Source organism: Exiguobacterium sp. s123, from assembly GCF_018617075.1.
GTDB classification, from domain to species: domain Bacteria; phylum Bacillota; class Bacilli; order Exiguobacteriales; family Exiguobacteriaceae; genus Exiguobacterium; species Exiguobacterium profundum.
Window position 1 is genome coordinate 365,071 of sequence record NZ_JACSJL010000001.1, and the last position, 17,843, is coordinate 382,913.

The 17,843-nt window shown below is 48.6% G+C and carries 20 protein-coding genes; all 20 read right to left on the reverse strand.

Going from position 1 to position 17,843, the window contains the following annotated elements:
* Window positions 1–3: 3 nt before the first annotated feature.
* The gene (gene flgB, locus KNO72_RS01915; protein ID WP_074037939.1) at window positions 4–372 is read right to left on the reverse strand and encodes a flagellar basal body rod protein FlgB; all 369 of its coding nucleotides are present in this window, start codon (window positions 370–372) and stop codon (window positions 4–6) included.
* 272 nt (window positions 373–644) lie between these two features.
* A complete protein-coding gene (gene codY / locus KNO72_RS01920) occupies window positions 645–1,424 on the reverse strand; it encodes a GTP-sensing pleiotropic transcriptional regulator CodY (RefSeq protein WP_074037253.1) in 780 nt (259 codons plus the stop codon).
* A 36-nt stretch (window positions 1,425–1,460) separates the two neighbouring features.
* Window positions 1,461–2,831, reverse strand: a complete 1,371-nt coding sequence (gene hslU, locus KNO72_RS01925) for an ATP-dependent protease ATPase subunit HslU (RefSeq protein ID WP_074037255.1) — start codon at window positions 2,829–2,831, stop codon at window positions 1,461–1,463.
* Window positions 2,828–3,376, reverse strand: a complete 549-nt coding sequence (gene hslV, locus KNO72_RS01930) for an ATP-dependent protease subunit HslV (protein ID WP_078146697.1) — start codon at window positions 3,374–3,376, stop codon at window positions 2,828–2,830. Before hslV ends, hslU begins: the two co-directional genes overlap by 4 nt.
* Before the next feature lie 11 nt (window positions 3,377–3,387).
* Window positions 3,388–4,269, reverse strand: coding sequence for a tyrosine-type recombinase/integrase (locus KNO72_RS01935; protein WP_214757113.1), 882 nt, complete (start codon window positions 4,267–4,269; stop codon window positions 3,388–3,390).
* 184 nt (window positions 4,270–4,453) lie between these two features.
* Window positions 4,454–5,764, reverse strand: coding sequence for an FADH(2)-oxidizing methylenetetrahydrofolate--tRNA-(uracil(54)-C(5))-methyltransferase TrmFO (gene trmFO / locus KNO72_RS01940; protein WP_015881379.1), 1,311 nt, complete (start codon window positions 5,762–5,764; stop codon window positions 4,454–4,456).
* Window positions 5,764–7,860 carry a type I DNA topoisomerase gene (topA, locus tag KNO72_RS01945; protein ID WP_047795418.1) on the reverse strand — a complete coding sequence of 699 codons (2,097 nt, stop codon included), beginning with the start codon at window positions 7,858–7,860 and terminating at the stop codon, window positions 5,764–5,766. Before topA ends, trmFO begins: the two co-directional genes overlap by 1 nt.
* A 65-nt stretch (window positions 7,861–7,925) precedes the next feature.
* Window positions 7,926–8,720: a DNA-processing protein DprA gene (gene dprA / locus KNO72_RS01950; RefSeq protein ID WP_214757114.1), complete on the reverse strand. Its 795-nt coding sequence runs from the start codon at window positions 8,718–8,720 to the stop codon at window positions 7,926–7,928.
* Between the two features lie 50 nt (window positions 8,721–8,770).
* A complete protein-coding gene (gene sucD, locus KNO72_RS01955; protein ID WP_015881376.1) occupies window positions 8,771–9,688 on the reverse strand; it encodes a succinate--CoA ligase subunit alpha in 918 nt (305 codons plus the stop codon).
* A gap of 12 nt (window positions 9,689–9,700) precedes the next feature.
* Complete coding sequence (sucC, locus tag KNO72_RS01960; protein ID WP_078146691.1) at window positions 9,701–10,861, reverse strand: ADP-forming succinate--CoA ligase subunit beta; 1,161 nt, start codon at window positions 10,859–10,861, stop codon at window positions 9,701–9,703.
* A 120-nt stretch (window positions 10,862–10,981) separates the two neighbouring features.
* A complete protein-coding gene (locus KNO72_RS01965) occupies window positions 10,982–11,242 on the reverse strand; it encodes an EscU/YscU/HrcU family type III secretion system export apparatus switch protein (RefSeq protein ID WP_214757115.1) in 261 nt (86 codons plus the stop codon).
* Window positions 11,239–12,084: a hypothetical protein gene (locus tag KNO72_RS01970; protein WP_078146690.1), complete on the reverse strand. Its 846-nt coding sequence runs from the start codon at window positions 12,082–12,084 to the stop codon at window positions 11,239–11,241. Before KNO72_RS01970 ends, KNO72_RS01965 begins: the two co-directional genes overlap by 4 nt.
* A 14-nt stretch (window positions 12,085–12,098) precedes the next feature.
* A complete protein-coding gene (locus KNO72_RS01975; protein WP_270812771.1) occupies window positions 12,099–12,851 on the reverse strand; it encodes a ribonuclease HII in 753 nt (250 codons plus the stop codon).
* Between the two features lie 41 nt (window positions 12,852–12,892).
* Window positions 12,893–13,753 (reverse strand): ribosome biogenesis GTPase YlqF, encoded by an 861-nt coding sequence (gene ylqF, locus KNO72_RS01980; RefSeq protein ID WP_078146688.1) that lies wholly within the window; start codon window positions 13,751–13,753, stop codon window positions 12,893–12,895.
* Window positions 13,754–13,765: 12 nt separating this feature from the next.
* Window positions 13,766–14,308: a signal peptidase I gene (gene lepB / locus KNO72_RS01985; RefSeq protein WP_015881370.1), complete on the reverse strand. Its 543-nt coding sequence runs from the start codon at window positions 14,306–14,308 to the stop codon at window positions 13,766–13,768.
* A gap of 82 nt (window positions 14,309–14,390) precedes the next feature.
* Window positions 14,391–14,744 carry a 50S ribosomal protein L19 gene (gene rplS / locus KNO72_RS01990; RefSeq protein ID WP_015881369.1) on the reverse strand — a complete coding sequence of 118 codons (354 nt, stop codon included), beginning with the start codon at window positions 14,742–14,744 and terminating at the stop codon, window positions 14,391–14,393.
* 114 nt (window positions 14,745–14,858) lie between these two features.
* Window positions 14,859–15,575, reverse strand: coding sequence for a tRNA (guanosine(37)-N1)-methyltransferase TrmD (gene trmD, locus KNO72_RS01995; RefSeq protein ID WP_078146686.1), 717 nt, complete (start codon window positions 15,573–15,575; stop codon window positions 14,859–14,861).
* Window positions 15,565–16,083 carry a ribosome maturation factor RimM gene (gene rimM / locus KNO72_RS02000; RefSeq protein ID WP_078146685.1) on the reverse strand — a complete coding sequence of 173 codons (519 nt, stop codon included), beginning with the start codon at window positions 16,081–16,083 and terminating at the stop codon, window positions 15,565–15,567. Before rimM ends, trmD begins: the two co-directional genes overlap by 11 nt.
* A 53-nt stretch (window positions 16,084–16,136) precedes the next feature.
* Complete coding sequence (gene rpsP, locus KNO72_RS02005) at window positions 16,137–16,412, reverse strand: 30S ribosomal protein S16 (protein ID WP_015881366.1); 276 nt, start codon at window positions 16,410–16,412, stop codon at window positions 16,137–16,139.
* A gap of 82 nt (window positions 16,413–16,494) precedes the next feature.
* Entirely contained in the window at window positions 16,495–17,835 is a 1,341-nt protein-coding gene (gene ffh, locus KNO72_RS02010) for a signal recognition particle protein (RefSeq protein WP_214757117.1), read from the reverse strand.
* Between the last annotated feature and the right edge of the window lie 8 nt (window positions 17,836–17,843).

The following is a 17,843-nucleotide window of genomic DNA, read 5'->3' on the forward strand; positions in this document are numbered from 1 at the left end:
TGATTAACGACCTCCCCGAATAACAGATTTTAATCCCCCGAGCCTACGATTCAATTGCTCCATCATCGCCTCATACTGGAGTTGGTTTCGTGCCAGCTCACTCATTTCATAATCCAAGTCGACGTTGTTGCCATCACTCCTCATGGCGCCACCAGCTCGATCGATGACTTTCGACTGGGTCGAGTCACTCGGACGACCACCTTGCAGCTTGAGTCGCATCTCACTCTGAAGCGTCTGCTCAAACACAGCCTGTTTGGCTTTGAAATTCGGCGTATCAATGTTTGAAAGGTTATGACTGATGACCTTTTGGTTAAGGACTGAATGGTTGATGGCTTGCTTTAGTAATTGATAGTCACTACCAATCCAATTCACGGCGTTCACTCACTTTCATATAATGACTACTAAATATACCTCATTTGGAAAATCTACTATTTCATTGAAACAAATCTGTAACGGTTCTGAAAGATATTTTTTAAAACATAGGTAAATGGCTTAATATCTTTTTGTCGAAATCACGTCAAAAGGTGAAAATAATTACTTTTGTACTAAAAAAAACCGCCTCCTTATCAAGGAAAGCGGTTTTTTAGGAATAAAGTCCCTTTTAAAAGTGTTTTCAATGGAAATTACACATCGAAAGTTGTATTTCAGTTTGATTTCAGTTTTTGCAATTCAAACAAGAAGTTGTCATTTAATATCTTGATATACGTTCCTTTCATTCCTAAAGAACGTGATTCAATGACCCCTGCACTTTCTAATTTCCGAAGTGCGTTGACGATGACCGAACGCGTGATTCCCACTCTGTCGGCAATTTTGGAAGCAACTAGCAATCCTTCGTTTCCACCAAGCTCTTCGAAGATATGTTCGATTGCCTCAAGCTCTGAATACGATAACGAGTTAATCGCCATCTGGACGACTGCTTTCTTACGTGCCGACGTTTCTGCTTCCGCAGCCTTCTCACGAAGGATCTCCATTCCAACTACAGTTGCAGAGTACTCCGCGAGAACGAGGTCATCTTCTGTGAATTCATTCGCCAATCGACCGAGTACGAGCGTACCTAAACGTTCTCCTCCACCGATGATTGGAACAATCGTCGTCATGGAGTTGAGGAATAGATCGTGGTTCTCGACTGGGAATGCTGTATATTCACTATCGATATCGATGTTCGCTGTCGTTTCTTTCACATTGAACAAGTTCGAAGCATATGGCTCCGGGAACTGTCGATCGACTAAGAATGCTTTCATCCGGTCATTCTCAATCTGTTGTTTGATTGCAAAACCGAGAAGTCGTCCCCGACGACTCACGATAAACGTGTTGGACTCAAGGACTTCACGCATTTTGTCCGCCATTTCTTTAAAGTCAACGTGCGCACTTGCCTCTTGTTGAAGCATTGTGTTTAATTGGCGTGTTTTTTCTAGTAAGTTCATATTCTCTATTTCCTCCCTGTATGTGCATACAGAATCTTATAATATATATTGGCTCAAATCACGATCGTCGGCGATGGAACCGACTTTTGCTTGTACGTAAGCTGGTGTGATTTCTACGGTTGTTTGTGGCATATCTGCCGCTTCAAATGATAAATCTTCTAAAACGCGCTCCATTATAGTATAGAGGCGACGTGCACCGATGTCATCGGTCTCCCGATTGACATGTGTCGCAATTTTCGCAATTTCTTCAATGGCCTCATGCGTGAAACGGACCGTGATTTCTTCAGATTCTAACAAGGCCGTATATTGTTTAATGAGTGCCTGTGACGGTTCCGTCAAAATCTTGACGAAGTCTTCTTCCGTCAAGCTGCTCAATTCAACACGAATTGGGAAGCGTCCTTGTAGCTCTGGAATCAGGTCAGACGGCTTAGCCATATGGAATGCACCGGCCGCGATGAAAAGAACATGATCCGTTTTAACCGGTCCATACTTCGTGACGACCGTAGATCCTTCTACAATCGGAAGAATGTCACGCTGCACCCCTTCACGGGATACTCCGGCGTGATCTTGTGATTTTGTGGCGATCTTATCGATTTCATCCACGAAGATGATACCCATCTGTTCACTGCGCCGCACGGCTTCATCGTGGACTTCGTTCAAGTCCAGCAAGTTCTCTGCTTCTTCAGCAATGAGAAGCGGTCTTGCTTCACGAACCGTCAGCTTACGTTGTTTCCGTTTCTTTGGAACGATTTGACCGAGCATATCCTGAAGATTCGACAAACCTTCCATCCCTTGACCTTGAAACAAATCCATCGTCTGCTTTTCTTCTAATTCCACTTCAATCACGCGTTCTTCGAGTTCACCGAGTTCGAGCAAGCGTCGAAGTTGCGAACGGTCATTATTGGATGTGTCCGACGTGGTTTCTGGCTGTTGTGTCTGTCCGCCGAACAACGCTTCGAACGGATTCGATGCAGTAGGTGTCGCTTTTGCTTTTCCTTGTAGTGCATCTAAAAGGCGTTCCGTCGCCGCACGTTCCGCCGGCTCCTTCACATCTTCTTTTTTCTCTTCTTTGACAAGACGAACCGATGCCTCAACGAGATCACGTACCATCGATTCAACGTCACGACCGACGTAACCAACTTCCGTAAATTTCGTTGCTTCTACCTTCACAAACGGTGCACCGACAAGCTTAGCTAACCGTCGAGCAATTTCGGTCTTTCCGACCCCGGTCGGTCCGATCATCAAAATATTTTTTGGTGTAACCTCATCGCGAAGGTCTGCACTTAACTTTTGACGTCGATAGCGATTTCGTAGAGCAATCGAAACTGCTCGCTTGGCATCCTTTTGTCCGATTACAAAACGGTCTAACTCCGTTACGATTTGTCTAGGTGTCAACTCTCGGTTCATTCAGCAGCGCCTCCAATCGTTTCTACAATGACTTGATCATTTGTATACACGCAAAGCTCACCAGCGATTTCAAGAGCGGCACGCGCGATTTCTTCAGCAGACTTTTCAGCAGAATGGCGTACGAGTGCGCGACCTGCCGCTAAGGCATAGTTCCCACCGGATCCGATTGCAAGAATTCCATCGTCCGGCTCAATCACTTCTCCATTCCCAGAGACGAGCAAAAGATGATCGGCATCCATCACAATCAATAGTGCCTCGAGTTGACGCAACATCTTATCCCCACGCCATTCTTTCGCAAGTTCTACCGCTGCTCGCGGCAAGTTACCGTTATACATTTCAAGTTTCGATTCAAACTTTTCAAACAATGTGAAAGCATCGGCTACGCTACCTGCAAAACCGGCAACGACTTTCCCGCCATAAAGGCGTCTGACTTTCTTCGCCTTGTTTTTCATGATGACGGCATTCCCGAATGTGACTTGGCCATCTCCACTCATCGCACATTGGCCATTGTGTCGAACTGCAAAAATCGTTGTTGCATGAAACATATCGTAACCTCCTACTTTCTTGGATGTGTCGCTTGATAAATCGACCGAAGTCGTTCGGTCGATACATGGGTATACCGCCCGGTCGTCGACAAGGACTCATGCCCAAGCAACTCTTGGACGGCACGCAAGTCCGCTCCCCGTTCTAACAAATCCGTCGCAAAGCTGTGTCGCAACGAGTGCGGGGTAAGTGGTTTATGTACCCCACTGTCTTTTCTCAAACGTTTCATGACATAGCGGATTTGGTCTGTTGTCATCCGATTCCCTTTTTGACTCAAAAATAATGCGGTTTCTGTCGGGAGCCCGACACCTTTGCGTAATTCGATATAACGCTGCAAAGCATGTATGGCATATTGCCCGATCGGGACATATCGTTCTTTCTTCCCTTTTCCCATCACATGGACAAAGGATAAAACCTCATCGAACGAGGAAAGGTTCATCCCACACAGTTCAGCGACGCGGATTCCCGTCCCATAGAGCACTTCTACGATGGCGACGTCCCTCGCCTGTAAAAAAGGATCTTCCTGCCTCGAGGCAGCCTCCAACAGTTGCTCGACTTCCGTCGGGACGGCAAAGGTCGGCAAGGACTGTCTCTTTTTCGGTGAGGTCAGGTCGTGGAACAACGGATCTCCACCTTGTTCTCTTGCCATAAACTTCCCGAATTGCTTGAAACAAGATACTTTTTGGGACACCGTGGACGCGGCCAATTGTTTCTCATAAAGGACATATAAATAACGCCGCGCCGTCTGAGCATCGTAGGGATCTTGATGCGTCGATTGGCAATATGCGGCGTACTGGTCGAGCGTTTGCTCGTAGGAGCGTTTCGTATGAGGAGACAGTCGACGTTCAATTTGGCAGTAGCGCAAAAAGGATTGTCGATCCTCTAAAAATGCCATTTTATCGCCTCCTCGATGACTCGTAAAAACGCATGTTCTCGTCAAATCGAAATTAGCATAGCATACAGAATGTAAGGTGACAATAGATAGCCGTTCAATAATCTGAAAATTTTCAAAGTATGAAACAAAATACACAATTGAAATTTTACTTCAAAACAAAAGAGCCAAAAAATGGCTCTCCTGTTCAAAGATCTTTATACTGTTGGATCGTTTCTAACGCACGGTTCGCGTAACGCTCGTACCGTTCTTGTTTCTTCATCTTTTTCGGAGCGTCTTCTAGTGATGGCACCAATCCGAAGTTTGCATTCATCGGTTGGAAGTGCTTCCCGTCGGCTGTCGTGATATAATGCGCCATCGAACCAAGCATCGTCTCACGCGGGAGAACGACGAGTTCTTCACCTGCGATCATCTTCGCCGCATTGATCCCAGCTAGAAGCCCGGACGCTGCCGACTCCACATATCCTTCTACCCCTGTCATCTGACCGGCGAAGAAGAGCGTGTCACGTGTACGCGCCTGATACGTCGGCTTGAGTAAGCTCGGTGAGTTGATGAACGTGTTACGGTGCATGACACCGTATCGGACGATGTCCGCATTCTCGAGTCCCGGGATGAGACGGATGATGCGCTTCTGTTCGCCCCACTTCAAATGTGTTTGGAAGCCTACCAAGTTATACAGTGTGCCCGCCGAGTTGTCTTGACGAAGCTGAACGACGGCATATGGACGTTTTCCTGTCTTCGGGTCTTCTAATCCGACCGGCTTCATCGGTCCGAAAAGAAGCGTCTTCTTCCCACGCTCGGCCATGACTTCAAACGGCATGCATCCTTCAAAGTAAATCTCTTTTTCAAACTCTTTTAGCGGAACGACTTCTGCCTTGATCAACTCTTCGTAAAACACGTCAAACTCTTCTTCTGTCATCGGACAGTTCAAGTAAGCGGCTTCACCTTTGTCGTAACGCGACTTCAAATAGACTTTATCCCGATCAATCGTATCACCATCTAGAATTGGTGCTGCCGCGTCATAGAAGTAGAGATAATCTTCTCCTGTGAACGCCTTGAGTGATGCAGAGAGGTCAGGGGAGGTCAACGGGCCAGTCGCCACGATGACGATCCCTTCAGGAATCTCTTTGAGCTCTTCGTTGTGCACTGTGACATTCTCGTGGTTCTTTAGCTTCTCGGTGATGAATCCGGCAAACTCATGACGATCGACGGCAAGGGCACCCCCAGCAGGTACACTTGCCGTGTCCGCCGCCTTTAAGATGAGCGAGTCAAGCGTACGCATTTCTTCTTTCAAGACACCTACGGCATTTTGAAGACCGTTCGCACGTAGCGAGTTCGAACAGACGAGCTCCGCAAATTGATCCGTGTGGTGCGCCGGTGTTTGACGAACCGGTCTCATTTCATACAAATCTACTTGAATACCGCGCTTAGCGAGTTGCCAAGCCGCTTCGGAGCCGGCCAATCCAGCTCCGATTACAGTTACACGTTGTTGCAACATTAATCCTCCTCTTGCTGATGTACCTCGGTGTGGGTACAGTTCGTACATTGATATTTCACGCCGTCTTTAATTTTCTTCTCGACCATCAAACTGTCGCATACAGGACACGGTTTCGCAACCGGTTTATCCCATGAGACGAATTCACATTCCGGATAGTTCGAGCAACCATAGAAGAGACGACCTTTTTTACTGCGACGTTCCACGATTTGTCCATCCTTACAGTTCGGACACGGGACACCGATTTCGACTTGTACCGGTTTCGTGTTCGTACAGTTCGGGAAGTTCGAGCACGCCATGAACTTGCCGTAGCGTCCCATCTTGATGACCATTGGTGACCCACAGACTTCACAATCAATTCCGGCAGGTTCATCTTTCACTTCGATTTTCTCGATTTCTTCTTCAGCACGCTTCAATCGTTTCTCGAAAGAACGATAAATCGGAGCGACGACTTCCGTCCACTCGACTTCCTTATGCTCGATCGAATCAAGAAGGGTCTCCATGTCGGCCGTGAACTGGACCGTGATGAAGTCGTTGAAATACTCATCAATCATCTCGATGACGAGTTCTCCAAGTTCAGTCGGTAAAAACTTTTTCTCCTCGAGAACGACATAACCGCGTCGTTGGATCGTGTCAAGTGTCGGCGCGTACGTCGACGGACGACCAATCCCGAGTTCTTCCATCGCTCGAACGAGTCGCGCCTCTGTATAACGAGGTGGCGGTTGTGTGAAGTGTTGTTTCGGCTCAATCGTTTCAAACGTCACGGTATCATCCACTTCGAGAGGTGGCAATAATCCTTCCTTCTCTTGGTTCGTGTCCTCAATGTCATCGTCTTTCGACTCGATATACACTTTCATGAAACCAGGGAATTTGACTGTCGACCCGTTCGCACGGAAAATCATCCCGTTCGACTCGACGTCGATTTTGACCGTATCGAGAACGGCTGGTGCCATTTGGCTCGCAATCAATCGTTCCCAAATCAATTTATACAGTCGCAACTGGTCACGTGACAGATAAGGCTTCAAGGAAGCTGGGTCGCGGAGTGCCGAAGTCGGACGAATCGCTTCGTGCGCGTCTTGGGTATTCGCTGATTTCTTTTCTTTTTGTTTCTGTAAGGCGACATACTCTTCACCGAATGTCGATTCGATATATTCCTTCGCCTCCGTCTTCGCCAAATCAGAGATACGTGTCGAGTCGGTACGCATATACGTAATCAGACCGACTGTACCTTCTTTTTTGCCGAGATCGATTCCTTCATATAATTGCTGCGCGAGCATCATGGTCTTCTTCGCACGGAAATTCAATTTACGGGCAGCATCCTGCTGCAATGAACTGGTCGTGAACGGTAGCGAAGCGTTCCGCTTCCGTTCTTTCTTCGTTACATCAATGACTTTAAACGTATCATCGATGGTATCGAGGACAGATTGCGCATCTTCTTCAGACTTCAATTCCATCTTCTTCCCATCTTTTCCGTAAAATGAAGTCTCGAACGTTTCCCCATCATGATTTAAATCAAGTTTAATCGTCCAATACTCTTCCGGGTCGAACGCGTTAATTTCGCGCTCACGGTCGATAATCATCTTCACGGCTACCGATTGAACTCGCCCTGCAGACAATCCTTTTTTGACTTTCTTCCATAATAATGGACTCATCCCGTATCCGACAAGACGATCTAAAATGCGTCGGGCTTGTTGTGCATCGACGAGATCGTGATTGATCTTACGTGGATGTTTAAAAGATTCTTTAATCGCATCTTTCGTGATTTCGTTAAAGACGACACGACATTCTGTCGTTTCATCGACACCGAGTGCGCGTGCTAAATGCCAAGCAATCGCTTCCCCTTCTCTATCGGGGTCGGCCGCGAGAAAGATTTTTGTCGCTTTTTTCGCTGCTGTCTTCAATTCTTTCAATACCGGTCCTTTACCACGGATGGTAATATACTTCGGTTCAAAGTCGTGTTCGACGTCCACACCGAGTTGACTTTTAGGCAAGTCAATCACGTGCCCCATCGAAGCTTTGACCATATAATTCGGACCTAAATAACGTTTAATTGTTTTTGCTTTCGCAGGTGATTCGACGATCACCAGATATTTTGCCATACATCTGCTCCCCTTTTAGAGGTCATTTAAATCCCTACCATAATATTCATGTTCTCACCGGTTTGTCAACGTACAATCTTGAGATCTCGAATAATTTGATCGGAATTCGTCAATGGAATCGCACCTTCTTCAATCAATCGGTTCGGACCTTCTGCGAGTGGATCAAGGGGTGAACCAGGTACCGCAAATACCGTTTTTCCTTGCTCTAGGGCATGTCCGACCGTATTCATCGTCCCGCTCTTTCGTCTCGCCTGTATAACGACCAACGCATCACCAAGACCACTGACCAAACGATTTCTTTCCAAAAATTGAAATTTTTGAATCGGCGTGTTTGGTACATATTCACTTAGCAAGACTCCCTCTTGCGGAATCTGTAAAAGCATGTCTCGGTTCGCCGCCGGATAGAGCCGGTCCAGTCCAGCTCCGAGTACCGCCACGGTCGGGCGATGCGTGCGGAGGGCATGGGCGTGGACGAGCCCATCGATTCCGAGGGCGCCACCTGAAACAGATACAGTTTCTTCTATTAAAGAGTGATAGTGATTCACGAGCGATTGACTGATACGATTCAACTCACGACTTCCGACCATCGCAGTCGTTCTTTCTTGTAGTACCTCTAAATCTCCATGATAAAACAAGCAATATGGTGGGTTAGGGATGTCGAGTAACCGTTTCGGGAACAAGTCATCTTCCCATGTGACGAAATGTTTATACGATTCCGGTGCTTGGAAGGCTCGTTCGGCCCGTCTCCAGACATGTTCAGAAAATTGTGTGCGATGTGCCCCGAGTGTTCCGTTCAAATAATGATGCACAAACTCAACTGGCATTCGCGCTGCAGCAAACCGAGCTATTGTTTGATTCATCACAAACTCTCCTTTAAAAAAATGAGGGATGCAAGCATCCCTCAAGATTCTTATGTCGTCGGTTGACCCGTGACACACGCTTCGTATAATCCTTGCTGTTTCAAGACACGAATCAATGTTTCACCGATGACCGCCGGTGTTTCAGCGACTTCGATTCCATTCGCGTTCAATGTCTTGATCTTCTCAGCAGCCGTCCCTTTACCACCTGAGATGATTGCGCCCGCATGTCCCATGCGCTTGCCTTCAGGAGCCGTCTGGCCGCCGATGAAACCGATGACTGGTTTCGTCATGTTGGCTTTTACCCATTCAGCTGCCTCTTCTTCAGCCGTTCCACCGATTTCCCCGATCATGATGACCGCTTTCGTGTCCTCATCTTCGTTGAACGCTTTAAGCGTATCGATGAAGTTCGTTCCGTTGACCGGGTCTCCCCCGATTCCAACAGCTGTCGATTGTCCGATACCTGCTGTCGTCAACTGATGAACCGCCTCATACGTGAGCGTCCCAGAACGTGATACGATTCCGACGTGCCCTTTCGTATGAATGTAGCCAGGCATGATGCCAAGTTTCGCTTCTCCAGGTGTGATGATACCAGGACAGTTCGGTCCGATTAAACGAGCCGGTTTGTCCTCGAGATAGCGTTTCACTTGAATCATGTCCACAACTGGGATTCCTTCTGTGATACAGATGATGAGCTCGATGCCGCTATCAGCCGCTTCCATGATCGAATCTGCTGCGAAAGCAGGTGGAACATAGATGATCGATGCATTGGCACCAGTCGCTTCGACCGCTTCAGACACGGTGTTGAAGACTGGAACGTTGTCGAGGACCGTCGTGCCACCTTTACCAGGTGTGACACCACCGACTAATTTCGTGTTATATGCGAGCATCTGTTCACCGTGGAACAGACCTTGCTTCCCTGTAATCCCTTGAATGATTACTTTCGTATCTTTATCCGCCCAAATACTCATGTCGTTTCCCCCTTATCGAACAAGTGCTGCGATTTTTTCTGCACCGTCAGCCATCGAGTTGGCCGTCGTGATCGCAAGTCCAGATTCATCGAGAATGCGCTTCCCGGCATCAACGTTCGTTCCTTCTAAGCGAACGACGAGTGGTAAGTCGAGTCCGATTTCTTTCGTCGCAGCGACAATCCCCTCTGCGATGATGTCACACTTCATGATTCCACCGAAAATGTTAACGAAGATCCCTTTGACCTGGTCATCAGACAAGATCAACTTGAATGCTTCTGTTACTTTTTCTTTCGTCGCACCGCCACCTACGTCGAGGAAGTTAGCGGGTTCAGCGCCGTAATGCTTGATGATATCCATCGTAGCCATCGCAAGACCGGCACCGTTGACGAGACAACCGATGTTTCCGTCGAGTGCGATGTAGCTGAGGTCGTGTTTCGACGCTTCCACTTCACGTGGGTCTTCTTCCGTCGTATCACGAAGCGCAAGGATGTCCGAGTGACGATAGAGCGCGTTGCTATCGAAATTCAACTTCGCATCGAGCGCGATGACGTTACCGTCTTTCGTCGTGACGAGCGGGTTGATTTCCGCGATTGTGCAATCTGTCTCGACGTACACTTTGTACAACTTCATGACCATGTCACTGAACTTGTTGACGAGTTTCGTCGGGACTTCCATTTTGAATGCGAGACGACGCGCCTGGAATGGACGTAAGCCCACGACCGGGTCGACGATCTCTTTATGAATCTTCTCTGGCGTATGTTCAGCGACTTCTTCGATGTCCATTCCACCTTCAGATGAACCCATGATGACAATTCGGCCGATCGAACGGTCAAGCACGAGTCCTAAGTAAAATTCTTGGTCAATCGCGGAACCTTCTTCGATATAGAGACGCTGGACAACTTTTCCTTCCGGACCTGTTTGGTGTGTCACGAGCGTTTTCCCGAGAATCTCTGAAGCATATTGCTTCACTTCTTCATCTGTCTTCGCAAGTTTAACGCCACCCGCTTTACCGCGGCCACCTGCGTGGATTTGAGCTTTTACTACCTTCACTTCACCTTCAAGCTTCGCAGCAGCTGCCACAGCTTCTTCAACAGTAAAGGCCGGATAACCCGTCGGAACGGCTACCCCAAACTCTCTTAACAATTCTTTCGCCTGATACTCATGGATATTCATATGTTTTCCCCCTTAGTCCCCTTTAATATCGGCACGTCTATTGTAACGAAAAACTGAAAGCGCTGTCTATCGTTCTTGCTTTAAGTTTTCATCTTTTTTTCACATATATCCCTAGACAAATCAAATTTTATTCTGTTCCATCTGATAAAGAAAGACAAAAAGTTCGGCAATGACCTGATAAACGTCCTCCGGGATTTGCTCTTCGATGTTCAACGCCGACAGTAACGAGAGGAGCGCTGGGTCTTCATGAACAGGAACTCCGTTCGCTAAAGCAATCTCAAGCATCCGCTCGGCGACGATTCCCGTTCCCTTCGCTACGACGTGCGGCGCATCCATCGACTGCTCATAGGAGAGCGCAATCGCTTTCTTCTGGTCTTTCATATTTGGAGGTCCACCTTTCCGAGTGGCGCGAACGTAGCCGGAACATGTTCACGCTTCGCTTCATACGAAAATGAAGACAGTTCGAACGACACCTTTTTTAGGCCTTCTTTCAAAAGTGGTTCGTATGTACGGACGTATGGAGCCAAATCGTGTTGTTCATTGAATACACGTACGGACACGTAACGCTTTTGAATCAACACATCAATCCCGGTCTCACCATATCGCGGCGTTTCAAGAAACAAGACGATCCGCGCATGATCCGAGTCCATCGTCTCTCGTTTCGGGGCCTCTAGACGAAGTTGAACGTTTTCAAACGGACCCAATTGCGGTATGTGAAATGCTTGGGCGACGAACGGCGGGCTTTGGCTCGCGTTGAACGCTTCCTGCGCACGCACGAACTGCTCGAACTTCGGCTCACCTTTCGCTTTGAACAGTTCCCCGACGAGCGCCTTTACATCCTGACCTGCGCCGCTTTCTAACGCGTTTTTCCCGGCCGCCTTCACGGATTCTGGCGTCAGCATCGGCTCCCGCATCAAGCGTCCGAGCTGTTCTCCTAACGCTTGCAGCGGCGACTTGGCCGCCATGAGCGATTCCGTCGCTTGCGTGACGACTTTCAAGACGAGCTTCGGTTCGACGTCCGTGACGACCAGCTTATACGTGACGTTCTCTTTCACGTTCGCATTGACGCCGACCCGGAAAATCCCTTGGGGCAGTTGCATGACCGCCTCGTTGCCAGGTAAGAGCTGCAACACCTTTCCGACGACTGTGTTCCCTAGTAATAGCGGGCGTGACGTCTGTTCCGTCACTTTGAACGGCATCACCCCTTGATGATCGATCCGCAACGCGACCACTCCTTTCACATATGCTTGATGGGGGCGAACGTACGGCGATGAATCGGAGTCACCCCAAGGCGTCTTAACCCTTCTAAATGAGTCTCTGTTCCATATCCTGCGTTTTTCGCAAATCCGTATCCAGGATACGTCAAATCATATTCTTCCATCATCCGGTCCCTTACCACCTTAGCGACGACACTTGCCGCGGCTATCGACACACTGAGCGTGTCCCCTTTAACCAATGACTGTTGAGGGATGTCGAGCTCGAGTTTCATGGCGTCAATCAATAGGGAGTCTACTTCTCCGACTTGATGAATCGCCTCTGTCATCGCAAGCTTCGTCGCCTCATAGATGTTAATCTCATCGATTACCGCGGGCTCGACGATCCCGACACCGACCTCTGCGACCTCGATGATGTGTGCGTATGCCGCGTCCCTCGCCGCTTTGGTCATTTTTTTTGAATCATTCAATCCCGGGAGGTAGAACCCATCCGGCAACAAGACCGCCGCTGCCACGACCGGTCCCGCAAGCGGCCCCCGTCCGACCTCATCGACTCCGACAATTCGAGTGAAGCCTTCCGCCTTCCATTCACGTTCATACGTCATGCGACGTTCGAAATCGTCCTGTAACGCCCGTTCTCGCTCGAATTGGCGCTGTTTTTGCCGTAGCAACGTTTGCACGCCCGCTCGAGGGTCTCGTGACAAGGTCGGGAAGATGTATACCCATTCTTCATATCGGATGTCCTCTAGTTGTTGTTTAATCTGTTGAATCGTCACGGTCTTCCTCCTATTCAAAAAAGCCCTGTGTGCACAGGGCTTTACGCCATTTCGTGATCAGCCGGTGTCTCAAGGGAGATCCGTCCGATTTTTTCATGTCGTAGTTCATTTAAAAGTAGTTCGCTCGCCTTTTCGAAATCGACGTAACCACCACTGATGAGACCACGCTTTTTCCCGATCAACTCAAGGAGCTCCACGCCGTCCTCGGGTAACGTTTCAAGTTTGAATCGTTCCTTTAATTGTTCCGGATAACGAGCATGCAACTCGCGAACCGTATACAAGGCGATATCATCCAAGTTGAGAATCTCGTCTTTGATGGCGCCGGTCGCGGCTAGACGATATCCGACAAGTTGATCCTCGAACTTCGGCCAGAGAATCCCCGGCGTGTCCAACAGTTCCATCTCGCCGCCTTTCATCTTGATCCACTGTTGACGCTTCGTCACACCAGGACGGTCGCCCGTGATAGCAATGTTTCGTCCAGCGAGACGGTTGATGAGCGTCGACTTCCCGACGTTCGGGATTCCGATGATGAGCGCACGGATCGGTCCGGGGTTACGCCCCTTCTCACGCATCCGGTCATGCTTTTCTTTCATCAACTTCTGAGCACCCGTGATGAGCTGCTTTAAGCCTTTGCTATGCTTCGCGTCGACAGCGACAACCTCGACTTCTTCGCGTTTCAAGGCACGTAACCACGCCTCCGTCACGACGGGGTCGGCCATGTCTGCTTTGTTCAAGACGATGAGACGGGGTTTTCCCGCTGTAATCTCATCGACCATCGGGTTGCGACTCGACTGAGGCACGCGTGCATCCACGAGTTCGATGACTACATCGATTAGTTTTAATTTTTCAGTTACTTGTCTTCTTGCTTTGGCCATGTGGCCAGGAAACCATTGAATTGCCAAAAAAGCACCACCTTAATCTTCTACCGTGCCAACATCATCGAGTGGCCAGAAGATGAAGTTCGTCTTGCCGACAATCTCCTCTTTCGACACAAATCCGATCTCACGGCTGTCTTTCGAGTTTTGACGATTGTCTCCCATGACGAAGTATGATTCCTCTGGAACGACCGACTCACCCGTCACTTGTTCGAGTGTAAAGTTCTCCGTCAACGGGAACCCGTTCATCTGGGCACGAAACTCGTCTAAATACGGCTCTTCGACCGCTTCACCGTTAATATAAAGTACATCATCTCGATATTCGAGCGTGTCGCCTGGGATGGCGATGACACGTTTAATATAGTCTTTTGATTCAGTCGCATGGAATACGACGATATCACCTCGGTCTAGCTCCCCAACATAGTTCGAAATTTTACTGACGATCATTCGATCCGCATTGTGGAGTGTCGGCATCATCGACTCTCCTTCAACGATGACAGGAACGAAGATGAACGTCCGGATGACGAACGCGATGACAAGAGCGACCACGATGGCTTTTAGCCAACTAAACACTTCTTTCAACTTCACTCACTCCTCTATCCATTTGAACTTATTGTACTAGAAAAAAAGAAGCTTGTCGCAAGCGACAAGCTTAATTCCCATCTTAACGACGGATTTCTTTAATACGTGCTGCTTTACCGCGAAGGTTACGGAGGTAGTAAAGTTTCGCACGGCGAACTTTACCGTAGCGTACGACTTCGATTTGTGCAACGCGTGGTGAGTGAAGCGGGAATGCACGCTCAACACCTACGCCGTAAGAAATCTTACGGACTGTGAATGTTTCGCTGATGCCGCCACCTTTACGCTTGATTACAACACCTTCGAAGATCTGGATACGCTCACGCGTTCCCTCTACAACTTTAACGTGGACACGTACTGTGTCACCAGGACGGAAAGCAGGTACGTCCGATTTGAATTGTTCTTCTGTGATTTCACGGAACAGTTTTTGTGTGTTCATGAATCATATCTCCTTTTTCTTCAATGTTCATATCTTCATATGCCCAAGCATCCAATAGCGGAACATCGGTAATCGATGGGTTTAACCCACATGCTCAAACATAGCATATATTTCTCAATCGCGCAACGATTGCAGAAACTTTTTATCGACATCCGTCAACTCGACATGTTCGAGCAAATCCGGACGTCGTCGATACGTGCGTTCGAGCGATTGCTCTCGGCGCCATGCCTCGATCCGGGCGTGATTTCCCGACAAGAGCACTTCCGGCACGGTCAATCCACGAAAATCAGCCGGTCGCGTATAGTGAGGGTATTCCAAGAGACCAGTCGAGAACGAGTCGTCTTCATGGCTCGCCTGATCGCCAAGTACATCCGGAATGAGCCTTACGGTCGCATCAATCATGACCATCGTCGCGAGCTCTCCACCTGTCAAAACGAAATCACCGATCGACACCTCGTCGGTCGCCAGTTCATCATGGATTCGTTGGTCGAACCCTTCATAATGTCCACATAGAAAGACCAGATGTTCCTCCTTGGCCCATTCTTCGGCCATTCGTTGATTGAACGGTTTTCCGGTAGGCGTCGTGAGAATGACCCTTGGGCTCTTCGCCTCAAGGGAATGAAATGCATCAAAGATCGGCTGCGGCGTGAGCAACATGCCCGCTCCACCGCCGTACGGATAATCATCGACTTTATGATGCTTGTTCGTTGAAAAGTCCCGAAAATTGAGGAACGACATCTCCACTTGCCCGAGCGTCTTCGCCCGACCGACGATGGAGTGATCGAGCGCATGAAACATCTCGGGGAACAACGTCAATACATCAATCTTCATCGTCAATCATTCCAGGGATCGGCGTGATGACGACACGCTTCGCATCGACATCAATCTCTTGGACGACCGATTCGATATAAGGGATGAGCGCGTCCGACTTTCCTGGTCGTTTGATGACCCATACGTCGTTCGCTCCATTCGTTTCAAAGATGTCGTCGACGACACCAATGACTTCCCCATCCACGACAGCCTCACAGCCGATGATTTCATGATAATAATATTCGTGTTCGTCCAAGTCGTGGACGTGTTCGGCGTGGACATATAGTTTCAGCCCTTTATATTTTTCAATGAGATTGATATTGTCAAACCCTTTGAATGTGACGAGGTGAAACTGCTTATGAGGACGATACGTCGTGATCGTCATTTCCTGTTTCGTTCCGTCGACATCAAGAAACAACGTGTTTCCTTTTTTAAATCGCTCTTCTGGAAAGTCTGTCGCCGCCAAAATCTTCACTTCCCCTTTTAGGCCGTGCGTATTGGCGATTTTCCCTACATATAACCAGTCCATCTTTTTCCCTCCTCAACAAAATAGGCCGACCTCAGAAAAGGTCGGCCACATCATTACTTCGCGTTTTTCGCGTTGTGGAATTTCTCCATGATCCCTGCTTTAGAGAACAAGTTGCGTACTGTGTCAGATGGCTTCGCGCCGTCTGCCAACCATTTGAGAGCGAGTTCTTCGTTGATGCGAACTTCTGCTTCTGGTTTTGCAACCGGGTTGTAGTGACCAACTTGCTCGATGAAGCGACCGTCACGTGGTGAACGTGAGTCTGCTACAACGATACGGTAGAAAGGTGATTTTTTTGCGCCCATGCGCTTAAGACGAATTTTAACTGCCATGGTAATATACCTCCATCATGTGTTTAAGAATTGACAACTTTTATAGTATACAGCTTTTTCGTTCGACTGACAAAAGATTTTGTTAGAAGAATGGAAGGCCGAGACCTTTTTTCTTCCCTTTCATTTGTCCTGACATTTGTTTCATCATCTTCTTCATGTCATCGAACTGTTTGATGAGACGGTTCACTTCTTGAATCGAGCGACCGCTCCCTTTTGCGATCCGCTTACGACGACTCGCGTTGAGCACTTCCGGATTGGCGCGCTCATGTTTCGTCATCGAGCGAATGATCGCTTCGACGTGATCGAGTTGTTTCTCGTCGATTTGGACGTTCTTCAACCCTTTCATCTTACCTGCACCAGGTAACATCGAAAGTAATTCATCAATTGGTCCCATGTTTTTCACTTGGGCCAACTGTTCAATGAAATCATCGAACGTGAATGACGCGTCACGAATTTTGCTTTCAAGCTCCTTCGCTGCGTCTTGGTCCATCTGTGTCTCGGCTTTTTCAATGAGCGAGAGCACGTCCCCCATTCCAAGGATCCGTGACGCCATGCGTTCCGGGTGGAATGGTTCGAGGGCATCCAACTTTTCTCCGAGACCGACGAATTTAATCGGCGCTCCCGTGACTGCCTTGATCGAAAGGGCTGCCCCGCCTCGTGTATCTCCGTCGAGCTTTGTGAGCACGACCCCGGTGATTCCGAGTTTCTCATTGAAACTGTCGGCCACATTGACCGCATCTTGACCCGTCATCGAATCGACGACGAGGAAGATCTCATTTGGTTTGGCAATCGTCTTCACATTTTCGAGCTCGCCCATAAGCGTCTCATCGATATGAAGGCGACCGGCCGTATCGATCAACACGAAATCGTGATGATTTGTTTTTGCGTACTCGAGTGCCTTCGTCACAATCTCTTCCGGCTTCACTTGATCACCAAGTGAGAAGACCGGTAAATCGAGTTGTTTTCCGAGTGTCTCGAGCTGCTTGATTGCCGCCGGACGGTAAATGTCCGCCGCGACGAGAAGAGGACTTCGGTTATGCTTTTTACGAATCAAGTTCGCTAGCTTCCCGGTCGTTGTCGTTTTCCCTGCCCCTTGCAGACCGACCATCATGACGACTGTCGGTGGTTTCTGACTGAATGTGATCGGGACGACATCGCTTCCCATCAAGTTCGACAACTCTTCGTGAACGATTTTGACGACTTGTTGACCTGGCGTCAATGATATCATGACATCCTGACCAACGGCGCGCTCCTTCACGTCATTGACGAATTGCTTGACGACTTTAAAGTTGACGTCGGCTTCGAGGAGGGCGAGGCGTACCTCACGCATCATCTCTTTGACATCGGCCTCCGAGATTTTCCCTTTACCGCGCATTTTTGAAAGTGTCGATTGCAATCGTTCTGATAATCCTTCAAATGCCATGCTTCAGC

Bases quoted from the DNA above. Each gene is read 5' to 3' on its own strand.
- KNO72_RS01965 (WP_214757115.1), bottom strand. From the start codon at position 11,242: ATGAAAGACCAGAAGAAAGCGATTGCGCTCTCCTATGAGCAGTCGATG.
- topA (WP_047795418.1), bottom strand. From the start codon at position 7,860: ATGGCAAAATATCTGGTGATCGTCGAATCACCTGCGAAAGCAAAAACA.
- rimM (WP_078146685.1), bottom strand. From the start codon at position 16,083: ATGGACTGGTTATATGTAGGGAAAATCGCCAATACGCACGGCCTAAAA.
- rplS (WP_015881369.1), bottom strand. From the start codon at position 14,744: ATGAACACACAAAAACTGTTCCGTGAAATCACAGAAGAACAATTCAAA.
- hslU (WP_074037255.1), bottom strand. From the start codon at position 2,831: ATGAACCGAGAGTTGACACCTAGACAAATCGTAACGGAGTTAGACCGT.
- trmFO (WP_015881379.1), bottom strand. From the start codon at position 5,764: ATGTTGCAACAACGTGTAACTGTAATCGGAGCTGGATTGGCCGGCTCC.
- codY (WP_074037253.1), bottom strand. From the start codon at position 1,424: ATGAACTTACTAGAAAAAACACGCCAATTAAACACAATGCTTCAACAA.
- dprA (WP_214757114.1), bottom strand. From the start codon at position 8,720: ATGAATCAAACAATAGCTCGGTTTGCTGCAGCGCGAATGCCAGTTGAG.
- ffh (WP_214757117.1), bottom strand. From the start codon at position 17,835: ATGGCATTTGAAGGATTATCAGAACGATTGCAATCGACACTTTCAAAA.
- hslV (WP_078146697.1), bottom strand. From the start codon at position 3,376: ATGTTTCATGCAACAACGATTTTTGCAGTTCGACACAATGGCCAATGT.
- sucD (WP_015881376.1), bottom strand. From the start codon at position 9,688: ATGAGTATTTGGGCGGATAAAGATACGAAAGTAATCATTCAAGGGATT.
- KNO72_RS01935 (WP_214757113.1), bottom strand. From the start codon at position 4,269: ATGGCATTTTTAGAGGATCGACAATCCTTTTTGCGCTACTGCCAAATT.
- sucC (WP_078146691.1), bottom strand. From the start codon at position 10,861: ATGAATATCCATGAGTATCAGGCGAAAGAATTGTTAAGAGAGTTTGGG.
- rpsP (WP_015881366.1), bottom strand. From the start codon at position 16,412: ATGGCAGTTAAAATTCGTCTTAAGCGCATGGGCGCAAAAAAATCACCT.
- trmD (WP_078146686.1), bottom strand. From the start codon at position 15,575: ATGAAGATTGATGTATTGACGTTGTTCCCCGAGATGTTTCATGCGCTC.